The 22,012-nt window shown below is 64.0% G+C and carries 23 protein-coding genes; 12 read left to right on the top strand and 11 right to left on the bottom strand.

Annotated features, from left to right (window positions below; translation table 11 throughout):
• Positions 1-21: 21 nt before the first annotated feature.
• The 3 genes from PCS43_RS12040 to PCS43_RS12030 are packed head-to-tail and all read left to right on the top strand — an operon-like array spanning position 22 to position 4,239.
• Positions 22-1,278, top strand: a complete 1,257-nt coding sequence (locus tag PCS43_RS12040; RefSeq protein ID WP_209910849.1) for a PPE domain-containing protein — start codon at positions 22-24, stop codon at positions 1,276-1,278.
• Positions 1,278-2,096 (top strand): ESX secretion-associated protein EspG, encoded by an 819-nt coding sequence (locus tag PCS43_RS12035; RefSeq protein ID WP_118604894.1) that lies wholly within the window; start codon positions 1,278-1,280, stop codon positions 2,094-2,096. The genes PCS43_RS12040 and PCS43_RS12035 overlap by 1 nt, the downstream gene beginning before the upstream one ends.
• Positions 2,097-2,136: 40 nt before the next feature.
• Complete coding sequence (locus PCS43_RS12030) at positions 2,137-4,239, top strand: acyltransferase family protein (protein ID WP_209910847.1); 2,103 nt, start codon at positions 2,137-2,139, stop codon at positions 4,237-4,239.
• A 9-nt stretch (positions 4,240-4,248) separates the two neighbouring features.
• Here the strand turns inward: PCS43_RS12030 and PCS43_RS12025 are convergent, their stop codons facing one another.
• Genes PCS43_RS12025 through PCS43_RS12015 form a run of 3 tightly spaced genes read right to left on the bottom strand, consistent with a single transcriptional unit; the run spans position 4,249 to position 6,498 of the window.
• Complete coding sequence (locus PCS43_RS12025; protein WP_007736019.1) at positions 4,249-4,917, bottom strand: histidine phosphatase family protein; 669 nt, start codon at positions 4,915-4,917, stop codon at positions 4,249-4,251.
• Positions 4,914-5,828 carry a prephenate dehydratase gene (gene pheA / locus PCS43_RS12020; protein ID WP_065456352.1) on the bottom strand — a complete coding sequence of 305 codons (915 nt, stop codon included), beginning with the start codon at positions 5,826-5,828 and terminating at the stop codon, positions 4,914-4,916. The genes PCS43_RS12025 and pheA overlap by 4 nt, the downstream gene beginning before the upstream one ends.
• Before the next feature lie 31 nt (positions 5,829-5,859).
• On the bottom strand, positions 5,860-6,498 hold the full coding sequence (locus PCS43_RS12015) for a hypothetical protein (RefSeq protein ID WP_064073602.1): 639 nt from the start codon (positions 6,496-6,498) through the stop codon (positions 5,860-5,862).
• A 139-nt stretch (positions 6,499-6,637) separates the two neighbouring features.
• Between PCS43_RS12015 and PCS43_RS12010 the strand changes: the two genes are divergently transcribed.
• The 5 genes from PCS43_RS12010 (at position 6,638) to PCS43_RS11990 (ending at position 10,798) form a co-directional block, all read left to right on the top strand.
• Complete coding sequence (locus PCS43_RS12010) at positions 6,638-7,417, top strand: DUF2470 domain-containing protein (RefSeq protein WP_007736014.1); 780 nt, start codon at positions 6,638-6,640, stop codon at positions 7,415-7,417.
• A gap of 10 nt (positions 7,418-7,427) precedes the next feature.
• Entirely contained in the window at positions 7,428-8,249 is an 822-nt protein-coding gene (locus PCS43_RS12005; protein WP_030535834.1) for a CPBP family intramembrane glutamic endopeptidase, read from the top strand.
• A gap of 160 nt (positions 8,250-8,409) precedes the next feature.
• On the top strand, positions 8,410-9,645 hold the full coding sequence (locus PCS43_RS12000) for an LCP family protein (protein ID WP_174519508.1): 1,236 nt from the start codon (positions 8,410-8,412) through the stop codon (positions 9,643-9,645).
• 99 nt (positions 9,646-9,744) lie between these two features.
• Positions 9,745-10,215 carry a hypothetical protein gene (locus PCS43_RS11995; protein ID WP_075831784.1) on the top strand — a complete coding sequence of 157 codons (471 nt, stop codon included), beginning with the start codon at positions 9,745-9,747 and terminating at the stop codon, positions 10,213-10,215.
• Positions 10,216-10,252: 37 nt separating this feature from the next.
• A complete protein-coding gene (locus PCS43_RS11990; protein WP_003944176.1) occupies positions 10,253-10,798 on the top strand; it encodes a ferritin in 546 nt (181 codons plus the stop codon).
• 11 nt (positions 10,799-10,809) lie between these two features.
• On the opposite strand, the gene PCS43_RS11985 is transcribed toward PCS43_RS11990, so the two are convergent.
• Positions 10,810-11,751, bottom strand: coding sequence for a cytochrome c oxidase assembly protein (locus PCS43_RS11985; RefSeq protein WP_209910842.1), 942 nt, complete (start codon positions 11,749-11,751; stop codon positions 10,810-10,812).
• Positions 11,752-11,877: 126 nt separating this feature from the next.
• Here PCS43_RS11985 and PCS43_RS11980 point away from each other — a divergent pair, with 126 nt between their 5' ends.
• Entirely contained in the window at positions 11,878-12,522 is a 645-nt protein-coding gene (locus tag PCS43_RS11980; protein ID WP_209910839.1) for a DsbA family protein, read from the top strand.
• Here PCS43_RS11980 and PCS43_RS11975 read toward each other — a convergent pair whose 3' ends face one another.
• From PCS43_RS11975 to PCS43_RS11965, 3 genes are read right to left on the bottom strand one after another with little or no spacing between them, the layout of a single operon-like run.
• Positions 12,523-13,470, bottom strand: a complete 948-nt coding sequence (locus PCS43_RS11975) for a M56 family metallopeptidase (protein WP_007736002.1) — start codon at positions 13,468-13,470, stop codon at positions 12,523-12,525.
• Positions 13,467-13,826: a BlaI/MecI/CopY family transcriptional regulator gene (locus PCS43_RS11970; protein WP_063315268.1), complete on the bottom strand. Its 360-nt coding sequence runs from the start codon at positions 13,824-13,826 to the stop codon at positions 13,467-13,469. The genes PCS43_RS11975 and PCS43_RS11970 overlap by 4 nt, the downstream gene beginning before the upstream one ends.
• A 28-nt stretch (positions 13,827-13,854) precedes the next feature.
• Positions 13,855-14,484: a M23 family metallopeptidase gene (locus tag PCS43_RS11965; RefSeq protein ID WP_209910836.1), complete on the bottom strand. Its 630-nt coding sequence runs from the start codon at positions 14,482-14,484 to the stop codon at positions 13,855-13,857.
• A gap of 179 nt (positions 14,485-14,663) precedes the next feature.
• On the opposite strand from PCS43_RS11965, the gene PCS43_RS11960 reads away from it, so the two are divergent.
• Both PCS43_RS11960 and PCS43_RS11955 read left to right on the top strand, forming a co-directional pair.
• On the top strand, positions 14,664-15,590 hold the full coding sequence (locus PCS43_RS11960) for a cation diffusion facilitator family transporter (RefSeq protein ID WP_007735998.1): 927 nt from the start codon (positions 14,664-14,666) through the stop codon (positions 15,588-15,590).
• Between the two features lie 154 nt (positions 15,591-15,744).
• Positions 15,745-16,290 (top strand): ferritin, encoded by a 546-nt coding sequence (locus PCS43_RS11955; RefSeq protein WP_030535839.1) that lies wholly within the window; start codon positions 15,745-15,747, stop codon positions 16,288-16,290.
• Here PCS43_RS11955 and PCS43_RS11950 read toward each other — a convergent pair.
• From PCS43_RS11950 to PCS43_RS11935, 4 genes are read right to left on the bottom strand one after another with little or no spacing between them, the layout of a single operon-like run.
• Positions 16,287-17,105 carry an alpha/beta fold hydrolase gene (locus tag PCS43_RS11950; RefSeq protein ID WP_003944129.1) on the bottom strand — a complete coding sequence of 273 codons (819 nt, stop codon included), beginning with the start codon at positions 17,103-17,105 and terminating at the stop codon, positions 16,287-16,289. The genes PCS43_RS11955 and PCS43_RS11950 overlap by 4 nt on opposite strands.
• 53 nt (positions 17,106-17,158) lie before the next feature.
• Positions 17,159-18,073, bottom strand: coding sequence for a DUF5926 family protein (locus PCS43_RS11945; RefSeq protein ID WP_003944127.1), 915 nt, complete (start codon positions 18,071-18,073; stop codon positions 17,159-17,161).
• A gap of 11 nt (positions 18,074-18,084) precedes the next feature.
• Positions 18,085-18,849: a glycerophosphodiester phosphodiesterase gene (locus tag PCS43_RS11940; RefSeq protein ID WP_064442952.1), complete on the bottom strand. Its 765-nt coding sequence runs from the start codon at positions 18,847-18,849 to the stop codon at positions 18,085-18,087.
• Positions 18,846-19,805 (bottom strand): DUF4328 domain-containing protein, encoded by a 960-nt coding sequence (locus tag PCS43_RS11935; RefSeq protein ID WP_209910832.1) that lies wholly within the window; start codon positions 19,803-19,805, stop codon positions 18,846-18,848. Before PCS43_RS11935 ends, PCS43_RS11940 begins: the two co-directional genes overlap by 4 nt.
• Before the next feature lie 415 nt (positions 19,806-20,220).
• On the opposite strand from PCS43_RS11935, the gene PCS43_RS11930 reads away from it, so the two are divergent.
• Positions 20,221-21,996 carry a hypothetical protein gene (locus tag PCS43_RS11930; protein ID WP_209910829.1) on the top strand — a complete coding sequence of 592 codons (1,776 nt, stop codon included), beginning with the start codon at positions 20,221-20,223 and terminating at the stop codon, positions 21,994-21,996.
• The last annotated feature ends 16 nt before the right edge of the window (positions 21,997-22,012 follow it).

Genomic DNA, 22,012 nt, shown 5'->3' with positions numbered 1-22,012 from the left:
CACTTCCTGGGGGGAAGAACAATGGTCGGCATCACCGGCGTCATCTGGTATCCACGGGGCGCAGCACCCAACTCCGCAGCACTGGTCGCCGGAGCCGGGCCGGTCCCTCTCGGCGTGGCGGCCGGAGCCTGGTCCACCGTGTCGTCCGGACTGACCGACACCGCTGCGTCCATCTCTCGCGTGATGGCGGATCTTCGCACCGGGTGGTCCGGTGAAGCAGCGGATGCCGCATTGAGCAAGTTCGCGCCGTTTCAGGAATGGGCTGCTGCTGCCGCGTTGCTCGCGGGAGAAACTGCAGGTAAGGCCCAGGTGCAGTCCGGTTCGTACACGGTTGCCACCCTCGCCATGCCGTCCCTGGCCGAGATTGCAGCAGTTCAAGCGGCCAAGGTCGCCGCGTACTCCATCGGCGGTGCCCTGGTCGGCGGTGCCGCCGCCGCCGAGGCTGCCGAAGAAGCTCTCAAAATTCGAGCGGCGGTGACAATGGAAACGTACGACGTCGCAACGGCCCATCTGGCCGTGCAGCAGAACTTCGACTCACCACCGTCCATCGCGGAACCCACAGCTGGGGCATCCGCTTCGGCCGAAAGCCCAGGCAGCGCCGCACGACAGTCCGTCGTGCAAGCGGCATCCACGCTCGCTGACGCAATCGCGGATCCCGTGCGCGCCGCCACCGCTGCTGTCGCATCCGTAGTTTCCAACCCGGTATTTGCCGCCGCTGCCTCACAGGCCGGTGCCATCTCCGGTGGAGTTGCCACCGCAGCCAGCGCCACCACCACCGCAGTCACAGGCGCCACCACTGCCGCATCAGCTCTCGCGACGGCAGGAGCAGGACTCACCGGACTGGGCGGCGCAAGACTCGGCGGCGCAAGACTCGGCGCTTCCACACCATCACTGTTCGGCACCCCGTCGGCAAGCCGGGCACCGGCACAGGTCAGCGCAGCATCCGCGACTACCGGAACCGGAGCAATCGCGGGCTCGTCGTCGAGCAGCAGCAGCACCGGCCGGCACGCTCTTCCTGATCCCTCCACCGGCCAGAGCGCCACACGCCAGAACCCCGTGACCTCGCCGGTTCAGGGCACCGCGGATACCGTCAAGGTGGATCCGGCCCGAACCGCAGGCGGATCTGCGCCGATCGCCGGCGGCCGACATGCGGCCCAATCTGAAGACGAGACCGAGCACGACACACCCGATTACCTGAAGCACTTCGAGCACTTCGCCGACGGCCGAACAGTCATCCCGTCCGTGATCGGTGGCGCACTCGAAACTACAGAGCATTGATGGTGGACCTCGGCACCTCACCTGAGGGGTGGAATTTACCTGTCGTCGTCCTGTCACAGGACGAAATCGACTATGTACGTGAGCGACTCGGACTCGATGCGCTTCCGGTAGTTCTCGGTGGCGCGACGGTTCACGGCAGTGCGAGCGCTCACCGTACGGCGATGCAGTCCGCGGCAGATTCACTCTCCGAGCGCGATCTCCTCCCCGGCGGGGAGATCCATCACGACCTCAGTGCCCGCCTGCGCGTCCTGACCCACCCCAAATGGGAGTTGGCGCTGCGTCGGCATGTCGGCGGAAGCATTTCACGCCTCTGCGTCGCGCAGGGCGAATTCCTTTGTGTCGAAGCGACTTCAACTGATTCTTCGTTCGCATTGCGCAGCGTCACCGCCGAACCGACTGCACCCGTTGTCACCGCGCTCGGCAGCGCCGAAGCAATGCCGATTGCCGTGATCAACGCACCGACCGAGATGCTCAGCCTGGCATTCGGCGCCGGCCCGGATGCAGGCAGCGTAACCTCGGCCTTGATCAACGCCGGAATACCCGAGGACGACGCGCGCCAACTGGGTAGCGCAATCGTCACATGCACCGCCTTCGCCGAATTGGTCGGAATACCACACAGTTTGGGAGCGACGACGCTCATGACCGGCGCAGTGACTGTGTACGACACCTTGTCGGGTCGGCTGGTCGGTTCGACCACTCGGGCCGCCGACGGCACCGAATGGACGTCCATCAGTTCCGGAACATCCCATCGCCTCCGACAAGCCGTGAACGCTCTGGTAACTGAACTCGAGGAATCGGCGCCGGAGACTTCCGGGTAACCTCGGGGCGTCCCTTCAACGCCCGGAGCCTTACTTCAGCATGCAGTTCTCGCGTCAACCGTCGTCACCGGGCGAACAAGGCTCGGTCGCCACGATCGACCGGCCGAACGATGAACGGGCAACAACACCGCACCGACAAGACCTGAACGGACTGCGTGGCCTCGCCATCGGTTTGGTGGTCGTGTTCCACGTGTGGTTCGGACGGGTATCGGGCGGGGTGGACGTCTTCCTGGTTCTGTCCGGATACTTCTTCGTCGGCTCACTGGTTCGACGCGCCGAAGCCGGAAGTTCGCTCAACCCGGTCCCGGCACTGCGGCGGGTGTTTCTGCGGCTGTTCCCCCTGATCGCGGTGGTCAGCATTTTGACCGCACTGGGGACCGCGTTGCTGCTGCCACGCACACGCTGGGCCGATCTGGGCGATCAACTGATCGCGGTGCTCGGGTTCTTCCAGAACTGGCAGCTCGCCAGCACCGCAAGCGACTACCTGGCCGCCGACGGCTCGGTCACTCCCCTGCAGCACCTGTGGTCGATGGCCGTACAAGGTCAGTTCTATCTCCTGGCCATCGCACTGGTCTCCGTGATCGCTTATGTGGCTTCACGCGTGAATCCCAACTATTTCCGCCCGTCACTCGCGGTCACCCTTCTGGTTCTGACCGCAGGATCTTTTCTCTACGCACTCGCCAAATCTTCACGTCACCAAGCCTGGGCGTACTACGACTCCGGTGCCAGGTTGTGGGAATTGGCACTCGGTGGTCTGCTGGCCGTTCTGATGACCAGCACACGCAGTCGGCAGATCGCATCCCTGCCGTTCTCGGTCAGAGCGACGATCGGCTGGGCGGGTCTTTCGTCGATCCTGTTGTGCGGCATAGTGCTCGACGGCGCCCAGCAGTTCCCCGGCCCGTGGGCGCTGGTGCCGGTGCTGGCCACTCTTGCGCTGATCCTGTCCGGAGTCGGCGACGACACGCCTTGGACGTCGAAGACGCTTGCCCATCCGGCACTGACGTGGCTCGGCTCGTTCGCATTCGCGCTGTACCTGATTCACTGGCCGATTCTGGTGTTTGCACTCGTGATCACCGGACGCCCCGAAGCCGGCCTGCTCGGTGGGGCACTGATCATCGCCCTCTCCGTCGCGGGGGCGCTTGCACTCCGGCGCCTGGTCGAGGTTCCGGTGGAGCGCGGAGGCCGCTCGCGCCGGTACACCGTCCTGGTATGCGTCGTCACCGCTGCCGTGGTCCTCGCCGCTTCGGTCGCCTGGCAGTCGTACGCGAGCAGCCAGACGACGGGCCAGCGGGCGGTCGACACCCTCGACCTCCCGACCCATCCCGGCGCACTCGCGCTCACCGACGGTGCCGAAGTACCCAAGGCGTCGATGGTTCCCTCGATCTTCGATGCGCCACTGGACCTTCCGGCCAGTACGCTCGACGGCTGTATCGCCGATTTTCTCGAGCGGGACGTCGTCCACTGCACCTACGGCGACGCCGACGCCGACAGAACCATCGCGCTCGCGGGTGGTTCGCACTCCGAGCACTGGCTCACTGCGCTCGACGAACTCGGCAAGAGTCACGGGTTCCGCGTCGACACGTATCTGAAGATGGGCTGCCCGCTCACCATCGACTCCATGCAGACGTTGTCGGACAACGACTATCCGGATTGCGTCGACTGGTCGCGTGGAGTGCTGACCGAGTTGGCCGACGCCTCACCCGATTTCGTGTTCACGACGGCAACCAGGCCGAGTTCCGACGGCCCTGGCGACGTGACGCCCGAGTCTTACGTACACGTGTGGGAGGAACTGGGGCGCGACGGTATCGACGTGCTCGCCATCCGCGATACCCCGTGGTTGCACCACGACGGCGTCGCCTACCGCGCGATCGACTGTCTGGCGACAACCACGTCACCCGATCACTGCGCGATGCCACGGTCCGAAATGCTCAGCGACGTCAATCCGGCGCCGTCGGCGATCGGCGATCTGACCAACGTCCGTCTACTCGACCTCAGCGACGGCGTCTGCGGACCGGAGTTGTGCCGCGTCGTGGAGGGAAATGTATTGGTGTATCACGATTCCCACCACCTGACAGCCAGCTACGTGAGCACTCTGTCCGCTGAACTCGGGCGCCAACTGAGCGTCCAGACCGGTTGGTGGTGAAGCCGGCCGTCAGCCCATCACGTCGTCGGCACCGGGGATGAGTCGATGCTCGAACGGCGGGTTGACGGTTCCCCAGCGCAGGCACTCCCAACCGCCGTCGACCGAAGGCAACAGTTCGACGGTCTCGGTGTTGGCCAAGTGGTTGTTGGCTGCGAACAGACCGGGGACACCGGCAAGCTGGGCTGCGACAAGACGGATCGCTGCACCATGACTGACCACGACGATGTCGCCGCCGTCTCGTGAGCCTTCGAGAAATTCTTCGCGCAACGAATTGACGACGGGGACGTATCGCTCCAGGACGTCGTATCCCGTTTCACCACCGGGGATGCGAGCGCCGAGGTTGCCGGTGTGCCAGTGATGGAACGTCTCCATGAACAGTCGGTGCGCGGCCTCGTCGGTACGATCTTCGAGGTCACCGGCCTGCACCTCGTGCAATCCGTCCCGCACGTCCAGAGAGACACCGGCGGCCTGCTCCACGAAACCTGCTGTCTGCCGGGCACGCAAAGCCAACGACGATACGAGTGCCAGCGGCGGCGCCGAAGCCAGGCCGATGCCCAACGTCTCGGCCTGCGCCAACCCTTCCGGCGTGAGCTTTGCTCCTGGCAGGGCGGTGTCGAGACGTTTGGCGACATTCGCCTCCGTCTGACCGTGCCGAACGAGGATGAGCCTTCCGGTCATCGTTCTCCCCCTCCATGCTTGAGTTCGTCGATCCACCGAATCGCTTCGTCGTCCGAAGGAGGTTGTGGCCCGGTCGAATTCGCTGTCGCCCACGACCCCAGGAAGCGGACTCCGGATTTACGATGCAGCGCACGCATCGCCTCGGCCACCAGCGAGTCCTCGACGTGTCCGACGCAGTCCACGAAGAACCGGTACGTGCCCAATTCCGTTCGCATCGGCCGTGATTCGATCCGAGTCAGATCGATACCGCGAGCGGCGAATTCGGAGAGTGCACGCACCAGGGAGCCGGGAGCGTTGTCGAGGTGAAGCACCAGCGCGGTGCGATCGGCACCGGTCCGCGCCGGAACCGGGGCCGGCTTGGTGACCAACACGAAACGTGTGCGGGCGCCGCCTACATCGGCGACGTTGTCCGCCAGGCTCTCGAGTCCGAGCATCTGACCGGCCAAAGCCGTGGACACACCGGCGTCGACGGTTCCGGCCTGCACATCCAGGGCCGCACCGGCGTTGGACGAGGCCAACACCACCTCGGCCTGGGGCAGGTTCTCGGCGATCCATCCGCGGACCTGCGCGCCCGCATGCGGGTACGCGCCGATCGTTCGGACCTGATCGGCGGTGGTCCCGGCCCGAACCAGGATGGAGAAACTCACGTCCAGATCGGTTTCGGCGACGATCTGCAGCGGCGAACCGAGAGCGAGTGAATCGAGCGTCGGAGCTACGCCGCCTTCCACCGAGTTCTCGAAGGGAACCACGGCTCCGTCCACGGAACCGTCGCGAACCATGTCGAGAGTCGCCGGCGGACTGCCGGCCGGTACTCGCTCGACGGTTTCGCCGAACGCGCCCTCAGCCTCCAACTGGGCGAGAGCTATCTCCGTGAAGGTTCCCGACGGACCGAAATACGCGATTCTTGGCACGCCTAAAAGATTACGCACCGACCCACGCCGGTCACTGCAAACCCGCGGCACGCAAAGCCGTTTCCACTGCAGGCAGATCCGCGACCTCGATCGTGAGCAGCACCTCACGCATGGCCGACGCGGCTTCGGGGATCAGCGTGGCAAGTTTTTCCGGCTTCGGATCGACCATCGCGGCGCGCACGTCGTCGCCGCGCAGTGCAGCGACGGTGCCACACAGCAGGGCGATCACCTCGTCGCCGTCGGCCGCGCGGGCTACGAAACCGACGGACTCGTGCGCGAGTACCGCCAGGAAATCAGCCACTTCGGTGGGCGTAAGACCGGCGGCGAGTCCGGGGATCCGGCCACCTTCGCACAGACGCAGCGCCGCTTCAGCGGGTGTCAGATCCTCTTCGCCGCCGTCGACATACACAGCGAGCGGAGCGGGCAGGCGCAGCGCGATCGCGTCGTCGATCTGGTCGGTGGTGACGTCGACGTCGAAACGGACGGCCTCGTACGACGCTTCCGTGTCCGCACGCAGTTCTTCCGGATCGATATCGAGACGGACGACAACCCGGCCTGCTGCTTCGCCACCGATCAGAACCGACGCCGGAACAACCGGGAGAAAGAGTGCTTCGAGGAGTCCGCGCGAGTTTCTCGGGGCGGGCAGCCCGAGTGAGAGAGGAATGGCCACAGACAAACCGTAACCCCGGCGCAGGCGGCGGATTCCACGCGAGTTGCGCAAAAGTCTTGCGATTCACACCGAAGCGCCTTAGGTTAGGGTTACCTCATCATCCGATGGAGTTCGAGAGAACACCCGCCAAGGGGGCAGCATGGCAACGAAGACCAGCACCGGCCCGTCCACCGCCGAACGCGTCCGCAGCGCCTGTGTGCGCGCACAAGACGCAGTTCTCGCCATCGAAGGCAGCGATCCCACCGCCACGTCGGTGCATCACCTGCGTTCGAACGGTGACGTCGTCGTTGCAGTCCCACATGCCTCCGCAGCTGCGGCTCTGGCCTGGAACTCCGGCGGCGGCGGCCTGCCTGCCGTCCTCGAGATCACCGATCACGCACCACTGCGGCTGCGTGAGCCCGTGCGCTCCCTCGTGTGGCTTCGCGGCTCGTTGCACGCCGTGCCCGACTACGAGGCACGCGTTCTCGCCGACGACGTCGCATCCGAACATCCACACCCGGGACTCCTCGACATCGGCCACACCTCGGTCCTCCTTCGCTTGAGCCTGGCCTCGGCTGTAGTCGCTGATTCAACGGGGGCAGAACCCGTCGCCGTGGACGAACTGCTGAACGCCAGCCCCGATCCCTTCTGGGAAATGGAGACCGCATGGCTGCAGCATCTCGACGAAGACCACCGCGACCTCGTGGACCTGCTCGTACGCAAGCTTCCCCCGTACATGCGCACCGGACGCGTTCGCCCACTCGGCATCGACCGCTACGGACTTCGCCTGCGGGTCGAGGATCACACCGGTGACCGCGACGTGTGGATGCCGTTCGCCAACCCCGTCGACGACGCTCCCGCGCTGAGCCGCGCCATCCGCATGCTGGTCGGGTGCCCTTTCCTCAACGGCCTCCGATCAGGCGGCGCATCAAACGGCTAGCGTTGCGCGGGTGAATGCCCGCGAAACCGTCCGCACGTGGTTACGGCCGCCGACTCCCGTCCCGGCCGGCCCGGAACTCGATCCGACCGCCAGACGCGGAGTCTGGATCGAGATCACGATCGTCCTGCTGGTCACCTTCGGACTCAGCGGATTGTCCGGGATCCTCTCGCTCGCCGAATCCCTGGCGACGCCGGTTGCGCTCTCGGATCAGACGGTTGCACTCAACCCGTCACGGGCCGCCATCGACTGGATCGACCTGGCGCGCCAATTGCTGGGCGTCGCAAAGCTTCTCGCGTGGGCAGCGCTGGGACTCTATCTACTGTGGCGTTCGGGGATCGGTCCACGTGCTGCGGGACTGACCCCCAAGCCTCGATTCGGGCGCGACATAGCACCGGGATTCGGCCTCGCCGCTGTGATCGGTCTCCCCGGTCTGCTGTTCTATCTCGTGGCTCAGGCACTGAGCATCAACCTCACCGTCCAGGCCAGTGCGCTCGACGATCACTGGTGGCGGGTGCCGATCCTCGTACTGTCCGCGATCGCGAACTCCGGTGCCGAAGAGGTGCTGGTCGTCGCCTACCTGATCACTCGCCTCCGAACGCTGGGTTGGAGCGAGAACAAATCACTGCTCGCGTCGTCACTCCTGCGCGGCAGTTACCACCTCTATCAGGGATTCGGTGGCGGCGTCGGAAACGTGATCATGGGGCTCGTGTTCGGCCGGTACTGGCAGCGCACCGGGAAACTCTGGCCGCTGGTCATCGCCCACGCTCTCATCGACATGGTGGCGTTCATCGGTTACGCCCTCCTGCGCGATCACGTCTCCTGGCTGCCGTGACCGGTACCGTGAACTGGTGACCGGCGACTCCGAATATCCTCAGCGCCCTCCGCGGCGCCAGCCGCCAGGGCCACCTCCGCGTGGACCGATGCCTCCGAGGCAGAACCCTCCACGCCAGAATCCACCCCGTCAGGGCCCACCCCCGCAGCGGCGTCCACCAATGCCGCCGGAAGGGCCGACGGTCATTCGCCGCGACGGACGCCCGCAGCAGCAGAATCCGGCCAATCAGGCCTGGTCACAGGTCCCACCACAAGCGCCGCAGCAGCCCAGGCGTGAGGACTGGGCGCCGACCCAGCGCCCGCAACCGTTTCAGGACGACCCGCGCAGGCAGGGGCCGCCGCGTCAGGATCCGCAGCGCCAGGCGAAGTACGCGCCCGCACCGCCGCGCCGAACCCCGCCGAACGCCCCGCCGCGCCCTCCAGAACCTCCGAAGCAGCGACGCCCCCGCAAGCGTCGTAGCTGGGGTAGACGTATCGGCATCACGTTGTTGGTCTTACTGCTCGCGCTGGCCGGCGCGATCTATTACGTCGACAGTTCGCTCAATCGAATCGACGCGCTGCCCGACTACGCGGGACGCGTCGCCGATACTCCGGGCACGAACTGGCTGATCGTCGGGTCCGACAGTCGTGAGGGGCTCACCCCCGAGCAGGAGCAAGCCCTTGCGACGGGCGGCGACACCGGTCCCAAGCGCACTGACACGGTCATCTTGGTCCACGTCCCCAAAAGTGGGAAGACGACCATGGTCAGCATCCCCCGCGATTCGTACGTTCCCATCCCCGGCTACGGCTCCGACAAGATCAACGCCGCCTTCGCCTTCGGTGGCGCTCCATTGCTGGTGCAGACCGTCGAAGAGGCAACGGGGCTTCGCATCGACCACTACGCCGAGATCGGATTCAGCGGGTTCGCCGGCATCGTCGACGCCGTCGGTGGCGTCAACGTGTGCCTGGCACAGCCGATCGACGATCCGCTGGCCGGGATCAACCTCCCCGCCGGATGCCAGGACTTGAAGGGTTCGGACGCACTCGGGTTCGTGCGAACTCGCGCGACGGCGCTCGCCGACCTCGACCGCATGAACAACCAGCGCCAGTTCATGTCGGCGTTGCTGTCGAAGGCGACGAGTCCGACCACGTTCCTCAATCCGTTCCGGTTGTGGCCACTCGTCTCCGATACCGCCAAATCTCTACAGGTCGACGAAGGCGATCACATCTGGAATCTGGCCTCACTCGCCTGGGCGCTTCGCGGCGGGATGACCACCACGACGGTTCCGGTCGCCGGTTTCGAGGACGTGGACGGTTCGGGCAACGTGTTGTTGTGGGACAAGGCGCGCGCTTCGCAGTTCTTCGACGCCCTGGCCAACGATCAGCAGATTCCACAGGATCTGATCACCACGGGGTAATCGCCCTGAGTTCCGGTAGTACCGCGGGAGGACAAGCCCGGCGAACAAATCGCTTTCCGGCAGGACGCGGAATCGGCGGCCGAAAAATACCGTGAAGGTATGAACACAACACACCACCGATTCCGCACTCTCGCCGTCGTTGCCGCCGCCGTCGGAGCTGCTGCACTCGTGACGTCCTGCTCCGGAACCTTCGAGAAGTTCGACGACTCCAAGGCGTACAAGAAAACCGAAACCTTCTCTTTTGCACAAGCATCCAACGGAATCGACACACTGCCGAGTTGGGTTCCCGCCGGCGCAACGGGTATCGACGAGGTCATCCGCACCACCGGCAACGAACGCATCCTGCGAATGACTGCGAACATCGCGGAGATAGATCACAACAGCTGCATCGCACGACCCACCGTCGAAACTCGTCCCGCATCGTTGTCCGCACAGTGGTGGCCGACGGGGGTCGAGAAGGGCAGTTCTTTTCAGTGCGGCGATTGGTACGTCGGCGAAAAGGACTCGTTCGTCTACGGGTACCGACCGGAAACTGTGGGCTTCGTCATCGATCAGCTCGACAAGAAGTAGCTCCCTCTCAGCGGCGACGACCCAGTAACCTGTTGGGATGACACAGGCGAAGAACTCGAGCGAATTCACCACTCTGCTGCGTCAGCAGATCCGTAACGAGTTCACTGCATCGCAGCAGTACATCGCGGTAGCGGTGTACTTCGATGCACACGATCTTCCGCAGATGGCCGCGCGCTTCTACAGCCAGGCCACCGAGGAGCGCGGTCACGCGATGATGATGATCCAGTACCTGCTCGACAACGACCTCGACGTGGACGTTCCGGGCATCGACGACGTCGTGACGAAGTTCGACAGTGTCCGGGCTCCGGTCGAGTTGGCACTCGAGCAGGAGAAGACGGTCACGGAGCAGATCACGCAGCTGGCACGCACCGCGCGCGATACCGGCGACTACCTGGGCGAGCAGTTCATGCAGTGGTTCCTCAAGGAACAGGTCGAGGAAGTGGCAAGCATGACAACACTTCTCACCATCGTCGACCGCGCCGGCGACAACCTGTTCCACCTCGAAACGTTTGTCGCACGCGAGATGAACACCCCGGCCGCTGCCGACGCAATGGCTCCGACGCCCGCCGGCGGCGGCGTCTGAGGGCCACCGGCCTACCGAGTCTCAGGCCGCTCGGCGGCGTTCAGTGATCTGAGGAAATTGTTGTACGCCTCAAGATCACTGTCGCCGTCGATCTCGGCGCGGCGGTCCAGGTCGGCATTCATCCGTTTGTCGTCGCGGTTCCAGCGCATCGCGAAGATCACGACCACCACCAGAGCGACGGGCTCTCCGTACGACCACGCGAGGGCGCCCGCCAGCTGCTGATCCTGCATCACGTCCACGCCCCACTCCGGAGGCGGATCCACGAACGTGGTCAGCAGCGGCTTTGTCGCCATCATGAGTACGACGCCGATGAACACGTGCAGCGGCATCTCCACGAACAGGTCGAAACACCGGCCGAGGTAGCTCTGTCGCACCGGCAGTGGGCCGGTGGCGAGCACCGGCATGATGAAGAGCAGACCGCTGGCGAGAAAGAAGATCTCGAGAAAGACGTGTCCAGCCGGTAACGCCGAGACGGTGTCGAAGATCGGCGACAGGTAGATCCCGTAGTAGCTGAACAGAAATACCGGGATCGTGAACCCGGGGTGCAGCATCCACCGCGCCGGCGGGCTGCGCAATGCCGAGAGGGCAAGCGCGAGAATGCCTTTTCCTATTCCTCGGTGCGGCGTCGAACGTAGTAGCAGCAGTCCCGGCGAGCCCAGTACCCAGAGCGGCGGGATCGCCATCGAGAGCGTCAGGTGTTGGAACATCCAGATGCTGAAGAGTTCGTAGCCGTAGCTCTCGACCTTCAGTCCGGTCACCGCGATCAGCAGCAGGCACCCACCGAGGAAACACGCTGTCCGATACCACGGCCATGGTCGCCCACTCGCGCGAACTCGCTGAGCGCCAGTCCAATACCAGAGTGCAAGAACAACTCCCAGGGCAGGAAGAAGCGGGAGGGATGAGGTATCCCACTCCAGCATCTGCCCGATCGACGGCGGCGGCGCGTCATTCACGAACGCTTCACCGGCGGGTCCTCCTTCGTCTCCATGCGGGTACCGTCGACTCTACACCTAACTACTATGTTGGATAGTATTTAGGAATTCGACGGAAGGTACAGGTGCACAGCAGTGTCCAGAAGCATGAAGATATCCGCCGCCCTGATCGCGGTGTTCGCGGTAGCACTGATCACGTTCATCACCGTCGATCCGATTCGGGCAGACAACGAGAACGCCGATCGGGCAGCACAATCCACCGCCGTCCTCACCGACGACGCGTACCGATTGACCTCGGCCGCCGACGGCAAGGTGAACCTGGTCGAGTTCCTCGACTTCGAATGCGAAGCCTGCCTCACACTGTACCCGACGATGGAGCGGATCAGAGCGGAGTACGAGGATCGAATCACGTTCGGCATCAGATACTTTCCGATTCCGAGTCACACCAACAGCACTCTCGCGGCGCAGGTCGTCGAATCCGCATCTCGCCAGGGCAAATTCGTCGAGATGTACAAGCAAATGTACGAGACGCAGTCGCAATGGGGTGAATCCGCCGAATCACAGGAGGCGCTGTTCCGTTCCTACGCACAAGATCTCGGACTTGACATGGCCCGATTCGAATCCGACCTCGGCAGCCGCGGCGTCCGCGAGCGGGTCGAGCGCGACTTCGAAGAAGGCCGACGCCTCGGCGTCCAAGGTACTCCGACGCTGTTCCTCAACGACGTGAAGCTGGACCAGATGCCGAGCTACGAGCAGTTGAAAGCCCAGATCGATTCGGCCTTGGGAGAATGATCAGGTCAGAACAGCGCAGATCCCCGCGGAGACGGCCACCGTCACGGCTGCGGCAACGGCCGTCGTGACAGCGGCCGGCACACAGGCCGCCACCGCGCAGGTCAGTCGCCGAGGCGACGCCACGTCGCCGTCGACCAGGGAACTCAATCGCACCGCGGTCGCGCTGCCGCGATCGCTCAAGCTCCAGTCCGGCTGAGGAAGCGGCGATTTCGACACCACGGCAAGGGCGGAACGCACCGCAGCCGGGCTGGTGACGCGAGCGGCGTGTCTGTCCGCCGACAGTTCGACGATCGCGCCGACGGCAGCGGGTGCCGCCGCGAACAACGGCACTCGCGGAAGAACAGCGGCCAAGACTTCGCACGCACCGACAATTCGGTGATGACCGCCGCTCAGGTGTGCACGCTCGTGCGCGAGGACAGCATCCCGCTCGCCTCCACTGAGAGCGGATGACAAGCCTTGCGTCGCAACAACAAATCCAGGCTTTCCGGCGACGCTGTACGCCATAGGCAGCGGATGATCCAGCCACAACACGTCGGACTCCGAGTTGTCGCGGCGCGCGACGATCGAGAGAACATCACGATGGAAATCTCGGACCCTCGCGTGCTCACGTGCCTGCTTGCGGCCGGCCAGCACGATCCGAACGGCGATCACACCCACCACAGCAACGGCTGTGCCGGTGATCAGTTCACCCACCCATGAACTCGTGCCGTGCGCGAAGGCGCTGAAACACCGAGCGATACCGTCGACCAGCCCCTCGACCGGCGCGTGGCTCGGCCACACCAGAACCAAGACCGCGGAGAGAGCGAGATACAGAGCCGACGCCATGCTGCCGAGCCACGCCGCGAGCAGCACCGCCGGTGACAACGCCGAGGAAACGGCTCGCAACACTCTCGGAACCAGGAATCCCACGAGCATCGCACCGAGAAACATCGGCAACGCCAATGTCATTGCACACCTTCCCCGGAAAGACCCCGGCGCAGGGCCTCGTTCTCGGCATCTGTCATGGTCTTGGCGAAGTGCAACAGCACGGCAGCGGAATCGGAACTGCTGTCCAACAATTCGCGCAGCGCTCTGGATGTGGCCTCTTCACGGCTGCGACTCGGCCGATAGAAGTAGGCGCGACTCTTCTTCTCACGACTCACCCAGCCCTTGTCGAAGAGATGCGTCACGACGGTCAGGATCGTGGTGTACGCAAGTTGTCGACGCTCACCCAGGATCTCGACCAGATCCTTGACCGAGAGCGCGTCGTCGGACTGCCAGAGCACATCCATGACCTCGGCTTCGAGTCCGCCCAGCCCCTGCATTGCTCCTCCATCGCGTCGTGACAGAACTTCAGTCGCCCGTGGTCTTCTCCCCGAACGACACGCCCCGGGAATTCAGGTACACGAGCGGATCGGTCTTCTGTCCGTCAGATTGCCACACCTCGTAGTGCAGGTGTGGTCCTGTCGATTGTCCACGATTGCCCACGGTCGCGATCAACTCACCCGCCCGCACCTTCTGACCCGCAACCACGAGCGCCTCGTTGATGTGTCCGTAGACGCCGACGGTCCCGTCGTCCTGCTGGAGGCGGACCCAGAGCCCGAATCCCGCGGCGGGACCGGATTCGAGCACCACACCGTCGGTCGCCGACACGATGGGCGTTCCGATCGCGTTCGCGATGTCGAGACCGTAGTGGGTGGTTCCCCACCGTGGACCGAAGTTGGACGTCATCGTCCCGCTGACGGGGGCCATCACCTGTGGCTTTTCGGCCTCGTACGCCAGCGCCGCTCGCTCGGATTCGAGCTGTCGCGTCTTGCCGAGTTGTTCGGCTATTCCGGCAAGATCCGTCGACCGGACAAGGTCGAGGATCTCCGGCGCCGACACCGCAGATGCATCCTCGACTACAACCGACGGCGGCGACGCGTGCCCGATGGAAGTGCCGGACGCGAGGATTGCACCCGTCGCCACGGAAACCGCGGCCATGCGCCCACCGGGTCTGATCGGCTCGGATTTTCGATGTCTTCCCACTTCTCGGTCCTCGCGTCGATGACAAATGAAGGTCTACGCCGCCACCTTACAACTATGTTGCATAGTTTTTAAGACATGCACTATTGCGCATATATGCATATGTGTCTAGGCTGGCGTCGACGAAAGGACCTTCGATGTCACACGGACACGGGCACGGAATCTCCCCCGCCGAGGCTGCGACCAGCAACAGCGGCAAGCATGTCAACAAACTGTGGATCGCCGCCGGCCTCGGGTTGGTGACCTTCGTGCTGCAGGTGACGGTCGGCCTCTTCACCTCGTCACTGGCCCTGCTCTCGGACTCGGCGCACGTGTTCACAGACATCTTCGGCATCTTCATGGCGCTCGCCGCGATCCTCGTCGCACAGCGTGCCGCCCGGCGCCCCGACCGTACTTTCGGCATGTACCGCACGGAAGTGTTTGCGGCACTGGCCAATGCGATCCTGCTCTTCGCAGTCGCCGGGTGGGTGCTTTACGAGGCCGCCAGCCGCTTCACGGATCCGCCCGAGGTTCCCGGCCTTCCCGTCGCGACAGTCGCCGTCGTCGGTCTGGCGATGAACGTCATCGCCTTCCTCATGCTGCGCAGCGGCGCGAAGGAAAGCATCAACATCCGCGGCGCCTACCTCGAAGTCATGGCGGACATGGTCGGGTCCATCGGCGTCCTGGTCAGCGGCTTGGTCACGCTCGCGTTCGGTTGGCGCTACGCCGACCCCGTCATCGGCGTCGCGATCGGCCTCTTCGTCTTGCCACGTGCCTTCAACCTGGGCCGCCACGCCGTTCGCATCCTCCTCCAGCAGGCTCCCGACCGCATCGACGTCACCTCGATCATCGAGAAGATCAACGCTCTGCCGGGAGTCGTCGACGCGCACGATCTGCACGTCTGGACACTCACCTCGGGGATGGAAGTTGCTTCCGTTCACGTCACCGCGGTCAGTGACGCCGATCCCACAACGGTGCTCGCAGCAACCCGAACCTTGCTTGCCGAGGTATTCGAACTGGGGCACGCCACCGTACAGGTGGAACTACAGGGAAGCGACGGTAAATGCGCGGAACTCGCCTGGTGAAATGGACATTCCTAAATGAAACATTCGAATTCACCGGGCTCGATAACCTCACCGAATTCGAAGAAAAATTAGGTCTTCTTTAGTTTGGGAACGCTTACCACAATAAGGTCATACTGGGATGACAGGGCCTCTGACCTGCACTATCTTGGAATTCATGACTTCTGGGGAGACTCACATGACCAAATTCCACGCACTACTCCGAGACCAGATTCGCAACGAGTTCAACGCTTCGCATCAGTACATCGCGACAGCGGTTTACTTCGACAATGCGGATCTGCCACAGCTGGCAAAGCACTTCTACAAGCAGGCTGTGGAAGAGCGTAACCACGCCATGATGATCGTTCAGTATTTCCTCGATCGCGACATCAATGTCGAACTCACCGGCGTCGACGCCGCGAAGGCCGACTTCAAGGATGCCCGCGAGCCCATCGCTCTCGCGCTGACGCAGGAGAAGACGGTCACCGAGCAAATCGTCCAGCTCGCGAGCACTGCCCGCGAAGAAGGCGACTACCTCGGCGAGCAGTTCATGCAGTGGTTCCTCAAGGAGCAGGTCGAGGAAGTTGCAAGCATGACAACACTTCTCACCATCGCGGACCGCGCAGGCGCCAACCTGTTCGACCTCGAAGACTTCGTGTCCCGCGAGATGAGCACCGTCGGTGACACCACCGGTGCACCGAGCGCAGCCGGCGGAACCATCTAGCCTGCAGCACTCACGGATTTTGCCCTCGAGCCGAACGGTTCGCTTCCTGCCAGCAGGATCGAACTGATCAGCTCGGGGGCATCTGTCATCGGTACGTGCCCCAGGCCGGGCAGAACCATCAACTTTGCCTGCGGGAACGGCTTTTTCACGCGCTGCGCCTGATACACGGGCAGGATGAGATCGCGTCGACCCCACGCAACCGTCACCGGCACAGTGGGATCCACGATGGGCGGCAGCACGAAGTCCATCTCGAGACCGAGATCGACGAGTTCGTTCGACACGAGCGAACGGCAGTCGGCCAACGCCGCTGCATAACCGACATGACTCGGATGAGCGAAGAACGCGGCGAGCGCCGGATAGCGAATCAGCTTGTACCGCAATGCGCGTGGCAATCCGTCACCCATGAGCTTGGCCGTGCCGCGCAGTGCACGGAACGTGTTGATCGCTCGCACCTGATCGAGGTGATTGACAAAGAACCCGGCCGGCGAAAGAGCTGTCGCCGACGCGACATCTCCGCGCGCTGCCAGCGAGAGGGCAATCCAGCCGCCGAGGGAGTTTCCCGCGACGTGGGCACGCTCCCCCGCCGGCGTCACTTCCTTGACGAACTCACTGACATCGTCGATCAGCTGTCCCATGACGTCCGGACCGAGTTCGGGCAGCAGCGACTCTCCGTGACCCGGCAGGTCGACGGTGACGACGCGGCGGTACGGCGTCAGCTGGTCCAAAAGCGAATCCCACGCCTGCCGTCGATGGACGATGCCATGGACGAGCACAAGCGTGGGACCACTACCGGAGATGTCATGCGACAAGGTCATGTCACCAACATTAACCGTAACTTCGCGTAACGCCTATAGTTCGGGCGAAAAAATCAGCGCAGCGTGACCTGACGACCACGAAGTCCGTCGCGCGAGCGAAGCTCGGCCGAGGTCAGCGGAGCATCGACGGCCAGAGCCTCGGCAAGACGCTCACCGAGCTCGACGGTTGCCGCTACCCACTCGTTTGCATGCTTTTCGCGGTCGAGGTCGAAGACGGGAACCAACAGGCCGTGGGTGCGGAACGAGCCTGCGTAGCGCGAGCCCTCACCCAGATGCAGTCCACCGGTCGCGTGCACGCGCGCCAGCGCGAGCATCAGGTCGTCTTCGCTCTCGGGACGAACCCAACGCAGGTGCGCCTTCTCGCCGGCGTCGACCCACCACGCGGCAACGAGGCCGTCGCCTTCGAGGCGTGCAGAGGGCATGATCGCCGAGTTGGCGTGCTGCACGGTGGCGGCAACCTCGGGATCGGTTTCGACGCCCTCGGGGATCCACCAGTTGAAGTTCTGGTGCACGGTGATGTCGAGCAGTGCCGAGGGATCGACGACAGCGGTGACAGCGGGGGTCTCGGAATCGGGGTTCGCGGCAGAAAGCGCGTCGCCGGGGGCCGCGTCCTTGATCCAGTTCACCGAAGCGGCGAGGTCTGCGCCGAGGTCGGCCGAGTGCGCCTGAACCTGGACACCGACAAATCCGGTGGCCGTCTCGCCCTCGTCACGGACGAGTGCGGCAACAGCGCCGGGGAGGACCGTTGCCAACGTGACGGGACGGTCGGAGCCGATGACCGGCAACGGAGCCGTGGCGGACGGAACGAATTCACGCAGCGCGACCAGATCGCACTCGGCGGCAAGGCCCTCGAACGGGCGGCTGACTACGCCGGCAGCGGCTTCACGCTCTGCTTGGCGTGCCGCCAGCTTCTCTGCGCGTGCGCTGCCCTGCTTCGGTCCACTGTTTCTTTTGCTCTTCTTGGCCACGAGGGCAAAATCTACACGCTGCCCAGCCATTGCTTCGTGCGCCCGGGATGGTTGGTGGCAACCCAACTGACCCCGAGCTCACGACACAGGTCCACATCCGCCTTGTCGTCGACGGTCCAGCAGTACGTCGCGCGACCCGCAGCGGCGGCCCGATCGACCAGATCGGGATGTTCGCGCAGCGCCTTGATCGACGGCCCGATCGCCGTAGCGCCCACAGCCGTCGACGCACCGCCGCCGAGGTACCGCGACGCGTCACCGAGCAGGACCGTCGGCAGCAGCGGTGCCGAACGACGCACTCGCCAGACCGCACTCGCCGAGAAAGACATGACCACTGCCCGCGAGTGATCGGCCGACGGCGGCGACGCGATCCCGAAGCGGTGCAGTTCCGCCAGGAGTTTGGCTTCGACCAATCCGCCGAACCTCACGGGGTGCTTGGTCTCGATGAACAGCTTCACCGGGCGCGCAAAATCCAGAGCGAGGGTGATGAGATCGGAGAGAGTCAGCAGTTCGGCCGGTTCGCTCGTCGACCCGTAGTCCAGAGCGTTCAGCGAATCGAGCGTCATCTCGCTGACGATCCCCGTCCCGCTGGAGGTGCGGTCGACCTTGCGGTCGTGAACGCAGACCAGGTGTCCGTCGCGGGTGAGCCGGACGTCGCATTCGAGCCCGTCCGCACCCTCCGCGAGGGCCAGTTCGTAGGCGGCGAGGGTGTGCTCCGGCCGCGCAGCCGACGCACCTCGGTGCGCAACGACGAGTGGACCTCGACGATCTGGGCTCACAGGGCAGCGGTCTCCTTCTCTTCCAGCACCGTCTTCTCTTCCAGCACCGAGCGCGGCACTGGCACCCACCGGGTTTCCGATTCCGGTTCACCGCGCCAGCTCTTGCGCTCGATCCGGCGGATCACGACGAGTGTCAACGCCGCGGTGACGGCAGCGATCAGTGCGATGAAAGCGTTCAGCAGAACCCCGTCGGCCATTGCCTGAATCCCCGGGCGTGATCGCCAGTACGCGTTGACCACCAGCAGCAGAGCGCTGAATCCCCAGAAGCCCCACCAGATCTTGACCAGCAGGGTTCCGCGCGGATCGCGGCGGACCAACTCGAAGAGATAAACGGCCGGCATCACCAGGTTGAGGATCGGCACAGCGCAGCCGACGACAACTTCCGACGCTGTGCGTGGATCGGATTCCCGGGCACCTGCGAAGTGTTCACGACGCCGACGAAGCAGCCAGCACACAGCGGCGATTGCCGCGAAGACCGAGATCAGCAGTCCACCCAACTGAGTGAAGTACACGGCGGCGTCGGAGACCGTGAGCAGCGGCTGCGGGATCAGCCTGGTGCGGTTGCGGACCAGGATCGCGTATCTGCCCAGTTCGGCGAAAACCGCCAGTCCGTAGAGGATCGTTGCGAGCGTCAGCAACGGCCCGACTCGGTCGGCCATCCGGTCCGCTCGCGAGGGCGGCACCGGTGAGGTGTCGACGACGTCCCGGAGTCCCCACTGCGGGACAGCGTCGTAGCGCGGAGTGGAGAAGCTACGACGCACTGGTGCGTCCCCCACGCCGCGGGGGTCGGACGGGGAGCGCGCGATCCAGCGGAAGCCACGGCGGTTGGGCGGTTGGTAGATCTCGGTGCGGGTGGGGATCAGCAGGACGCCGCTGCAGCGCGGGCACCACTGCGTCGGGCCGCCGACGACAGGCCAGCGTGCGGCGCACCGGGCGCAGACCTGAACGACACTCACAACTTCGATTCTGTCACGCCGTATCGGTAACGGCAGCAAATGGATTCACTCCCGATTTGTGATCGAACCTCCACCGCGTTCACCTGCATTGTTCGAATAATGTGACCTCCGCCACTTAAAAACTCGAGTTATCCACAGTTTCCACAGGTTCATCCACAGTTCTGGATGAATGAATCGGGCTTTATCCACAGGTCACGGGCAAGACCCTGAGAATTTGCTGACAGGTGTTAGCGAACGATGCACAGGCTCGAGGATGAATTTGACACCGCAGGTCAGTGAACTTTCGGGCGTCGACGTCATTTATCCCGGCAAAGTTCACAATCCATTCAGAAATTGCTCCCGAAAAGACAGAAAAGACCGGTATCCCCTTTTTATGAGAAGTCGGTTTTTGACACACCTGGAAGCATGACCGTCGATGACTTCTCCACAGCCCGAGCCAACTCTGACGTTCACCCCGAGACGGGTCACGCAGCTCGCGTTCGTGTTGATCGGATGTCAGCTCGTCATTCGCGTCTGGGTTGCCGCGAGCAATTACTTCTACTGGGACGACCTCATCCTGATGGGCCGCGGAGGACGCTTCCCACTCTTCTCGAGCGAACTCCTGCTCTACGACCACGACGGTCACTTCATGCCCGCGGCCTTCTTCTTCACCGGGTTGATCGCCCGTATCGCGCCGTACAACTGGGCGCTGTCGGCGGCACTGCTCGTCATCGGTCAGGCCGCCGCGTCGTTGGCGCTTCTGCGCACTCTTCGGTTGGTCCTCGGCCGGCGACCGGCACTGTTGATTCCGTTGATCCTGTATCTGTTCGTCCCGCTGACACTTCCGGCGTTCTCGTGGTGGGCAGCCGCGCTCAATGCTTTGCCGCTCCAGATCGCGCTGGCCTGGGCATGCGGCGACGCGATCAAGCTGTACCGCACCGGGCAGGTGCGCTACGTGTTCTCGGGCACCGCGGTTTTTGTCGTCTCCTTGCTGTTCTTCGAGAAAGCAGTGCTCGTTCCGTTCGTCGCACTCGCTTTTCTGGTGCTGTACTTGCGCACACAAGGTGAAGGAACGCCGATACGAAGTGCGGTCACGAAGTGCCGACTCCTGTGGACGGCCTCTGCCGCCGTGCTCGCGTTCTGGATTCCGGTGTATCTGACAACTGTCGAATCTCCGATCACCGGATACGGCCGTTCGATGTCCACCGAACTGCTGCATCACGGAACGTCTTTGGGGATGCTTCCCACTCTTCTCGGCGGCCCCTGGCGCTGGGAGCGGTGGATCCCCAGCCCCGCCTGGGCCGATCCGCCGACGCTTTTGGTGGTCGCAGCCTGGGCCGCGCTGCTGACGACGGCCGTGATGACAGTGCGTGCCCGACGCGGCGCTGCCTGGATCTGGGTCGCCGCGGCGCTGTACTTCCTGGCCTCAGTGGTGGCGATGACCGCTACCCGATCCGACGCCGACACCACGTACGAGTTGGCGCAGACCTTGCGTTACTTCACGGATTCGGCGACGGTGTTCGCCCTCGCCGCCGCTTTGATTCTCGCTGCGCCTCGGCGACGTCCGGCCCGTATACCCGTCGCAGTCGCCGCCGGCCTGTCAGTGCTCTTCGTGATCAGTTCGCTCGTCTCGACCGTCACGTTCGTCGACATCTGGCGCGAGAACCCGACCCGCGACTACCTCGCGAACGCGCGAATGTCGTTGTCACAGAATCAGGATGCTCCACTGCTCGAGCAACCCGTCGCGATCGAAGTGCTCCTTCCCGTCGCCTTTCCGAACAATTTGGCAAGCAACGTTCTCGCGCCGCTGCCTGATCGCCCCGAATTCTCTTCCAGCACTCCGATTCTGCGCACCATCGACGACAGCGGTCAGATCGTCGATGCCGAAGTGACCTGGACGAGAAGGATTCCCGAAGGAACGGCGCCGAACTGCGGCACCCGTGCCGAAGGCCCGACCGAGCTCCCCCTCGACGGCCCCCTGGCCGGCTGGGAATGGACGGTTCAGCTCAATTACCTCGCCAGCGCCGACGGAACGATCGATGTTGCGTTGGAGTCCGGCGACGCAGTATCCGTACCCGTCACCCAAGGTTTGCACTCGGTGTTCGTGCGCCTGGTCGGCCACGGAAACAGCATGAAGATCACGCCGACAACACCGGGACCGACCCTGTGTTTCGGCGCCGGACAAGTCGGTGCCGTCGTCCCGACCAAGTGAAATAGTGGCAGAGTGG

The organism is Rhodococcus sp. C-2 (assembly GCF_027854095.1).
GTDB lineage: Bacteria > Actinomycetota > Actinomycetes > Mycobacteriales > Mycobacteriaceae > Rhodococcus_F > Rhodococcus_F qingshengii.
The sequence above is the reverse complement of the archived record's forward strand: the minus strand, read 5'-3'. Positions and strand labels throughout refer to the sequence as shown.

What these genes read in the sequence shown, in the direction of transcription:
- PCS43_RS12040 (WP_209910849.1), top strand. Translation starts at nt 22, where the DNA reads ATGGTCGGCATCACCGGCGTCATCTGGTATCCACGGGGCGCAGCACCC.
- PCS43_RS12035 (WP_118604894.1), top strand. Translation starts at nt 1,278, where the DNA reads ATGGTGGACCTCGGCACCTCACCTGAGGGGTGGAATTTACCTGTCGTC.
- PCS43_RS12030 (WP_209910847.1), top strand. Translation starts at nt 2,137, where the DNA reads ATGCAGTTCTCGCGTCAACCGTCGTCACCGGGCGAACAAGGCTCGGTC.
- PCS43_RS12025 (WP_007736019.1), bottom strand. Translation starts at nt 4,917, where the DNA reads ATGACCGGAAGGCTCATCCTCGTTCGGCACGGTCAGACGGAGGCGAAT.
- PCS43_RS12010 (WP_007736014.1), top strand. Translation starts at nt 6,638, where the DNA reads ATGGCAACGAAGACCAGCACCGGCCCGTCCACCGCCGAACGCGTCCGC.
- PCS43_RS12000 (WP_174519508.1), top strand. Translation starts at nt 8,410, where the DNA reads ATGCCGCCGGAAGGGCCGACGGTCATTCGCCGCGACGGACGCCCGCAG.
- PCS43_RS11995 (WP_075831784.1), top strand. Translation starts at nt 9,745, where the DNA reads ATGAACACAACACACCACCGATTCCGCACTCTCGCCGTCGTTGCCGCC.
- PCS43_RS11990 (WP_003944176.1), top strand. Translation starts at nt 10,253, where the DNA reads ATGACACAGGCGAAGAACTCGAGCGAATTCACCACTCTGCTGCGTCAG.
- PCS43_RS11980 (WP_209910839.1), top strand. Translation starts at nt 11,878, where the DNA reads ATGAAGATATCCGCCGCCCTGATCGCGGTGTTCGCGGTAGCACTGATC.
- PCS43_RS11975 (WP_007736002.1), bottom strand. Translation starts at nt 13,470, where the DNA reads ATGACATTGGCGTTGCCGATGTTTCTCGGTGCGATGCTCGTGGGATTC.
- PCS43_RS11970 (WP_063315268.1), bottom strand. Translation starts at nt 13,826, where the DNA reads ATGCAGGGGCTGGGCGGACTCGAAGCCGAGGTCATGGATGTGCTCTGG.
- PCS43_RS11965 (WP_209910836.1), bottom strand. Translation starts at nt 14,484, where the DNA reads ATGGCCGCGGTTTCCGTGGCGACGGGTGCAATCCTCGCGTCCGGCACT.
- PCS43_RS11960 (WP_007735998.1), top strand. Translation starts at nt 14,664, where the DNA reads ATGTCACACGGACACGGGCACGGAATCTCCCCCGCCGAGGCTGCGACC.
- PCS43_RS11955 (WP_030535839.1), top strand. Translation starts at nt 15,745, where the DNA reads ATGACTTCTGGGGAGACTCACATGACCAAATTCCACGCACTACTCCGA.
- PCS43_RS11950 (WP_003944129.1), bottom strand. Translation starts at nt 17,105, where the DNA reads ATGACCTTGTCGCATGACATCTCCGGTAGTGGTCCCACGCTTGTGCTC.
- PCS43_RS11930 (WP_209910829.1), top strand. Translation starts at nt 20,221, where the DNA reads ATGACTTCTCCACAGCCCGAGCCAACTCTGACGTTCACCCCGAGACGG.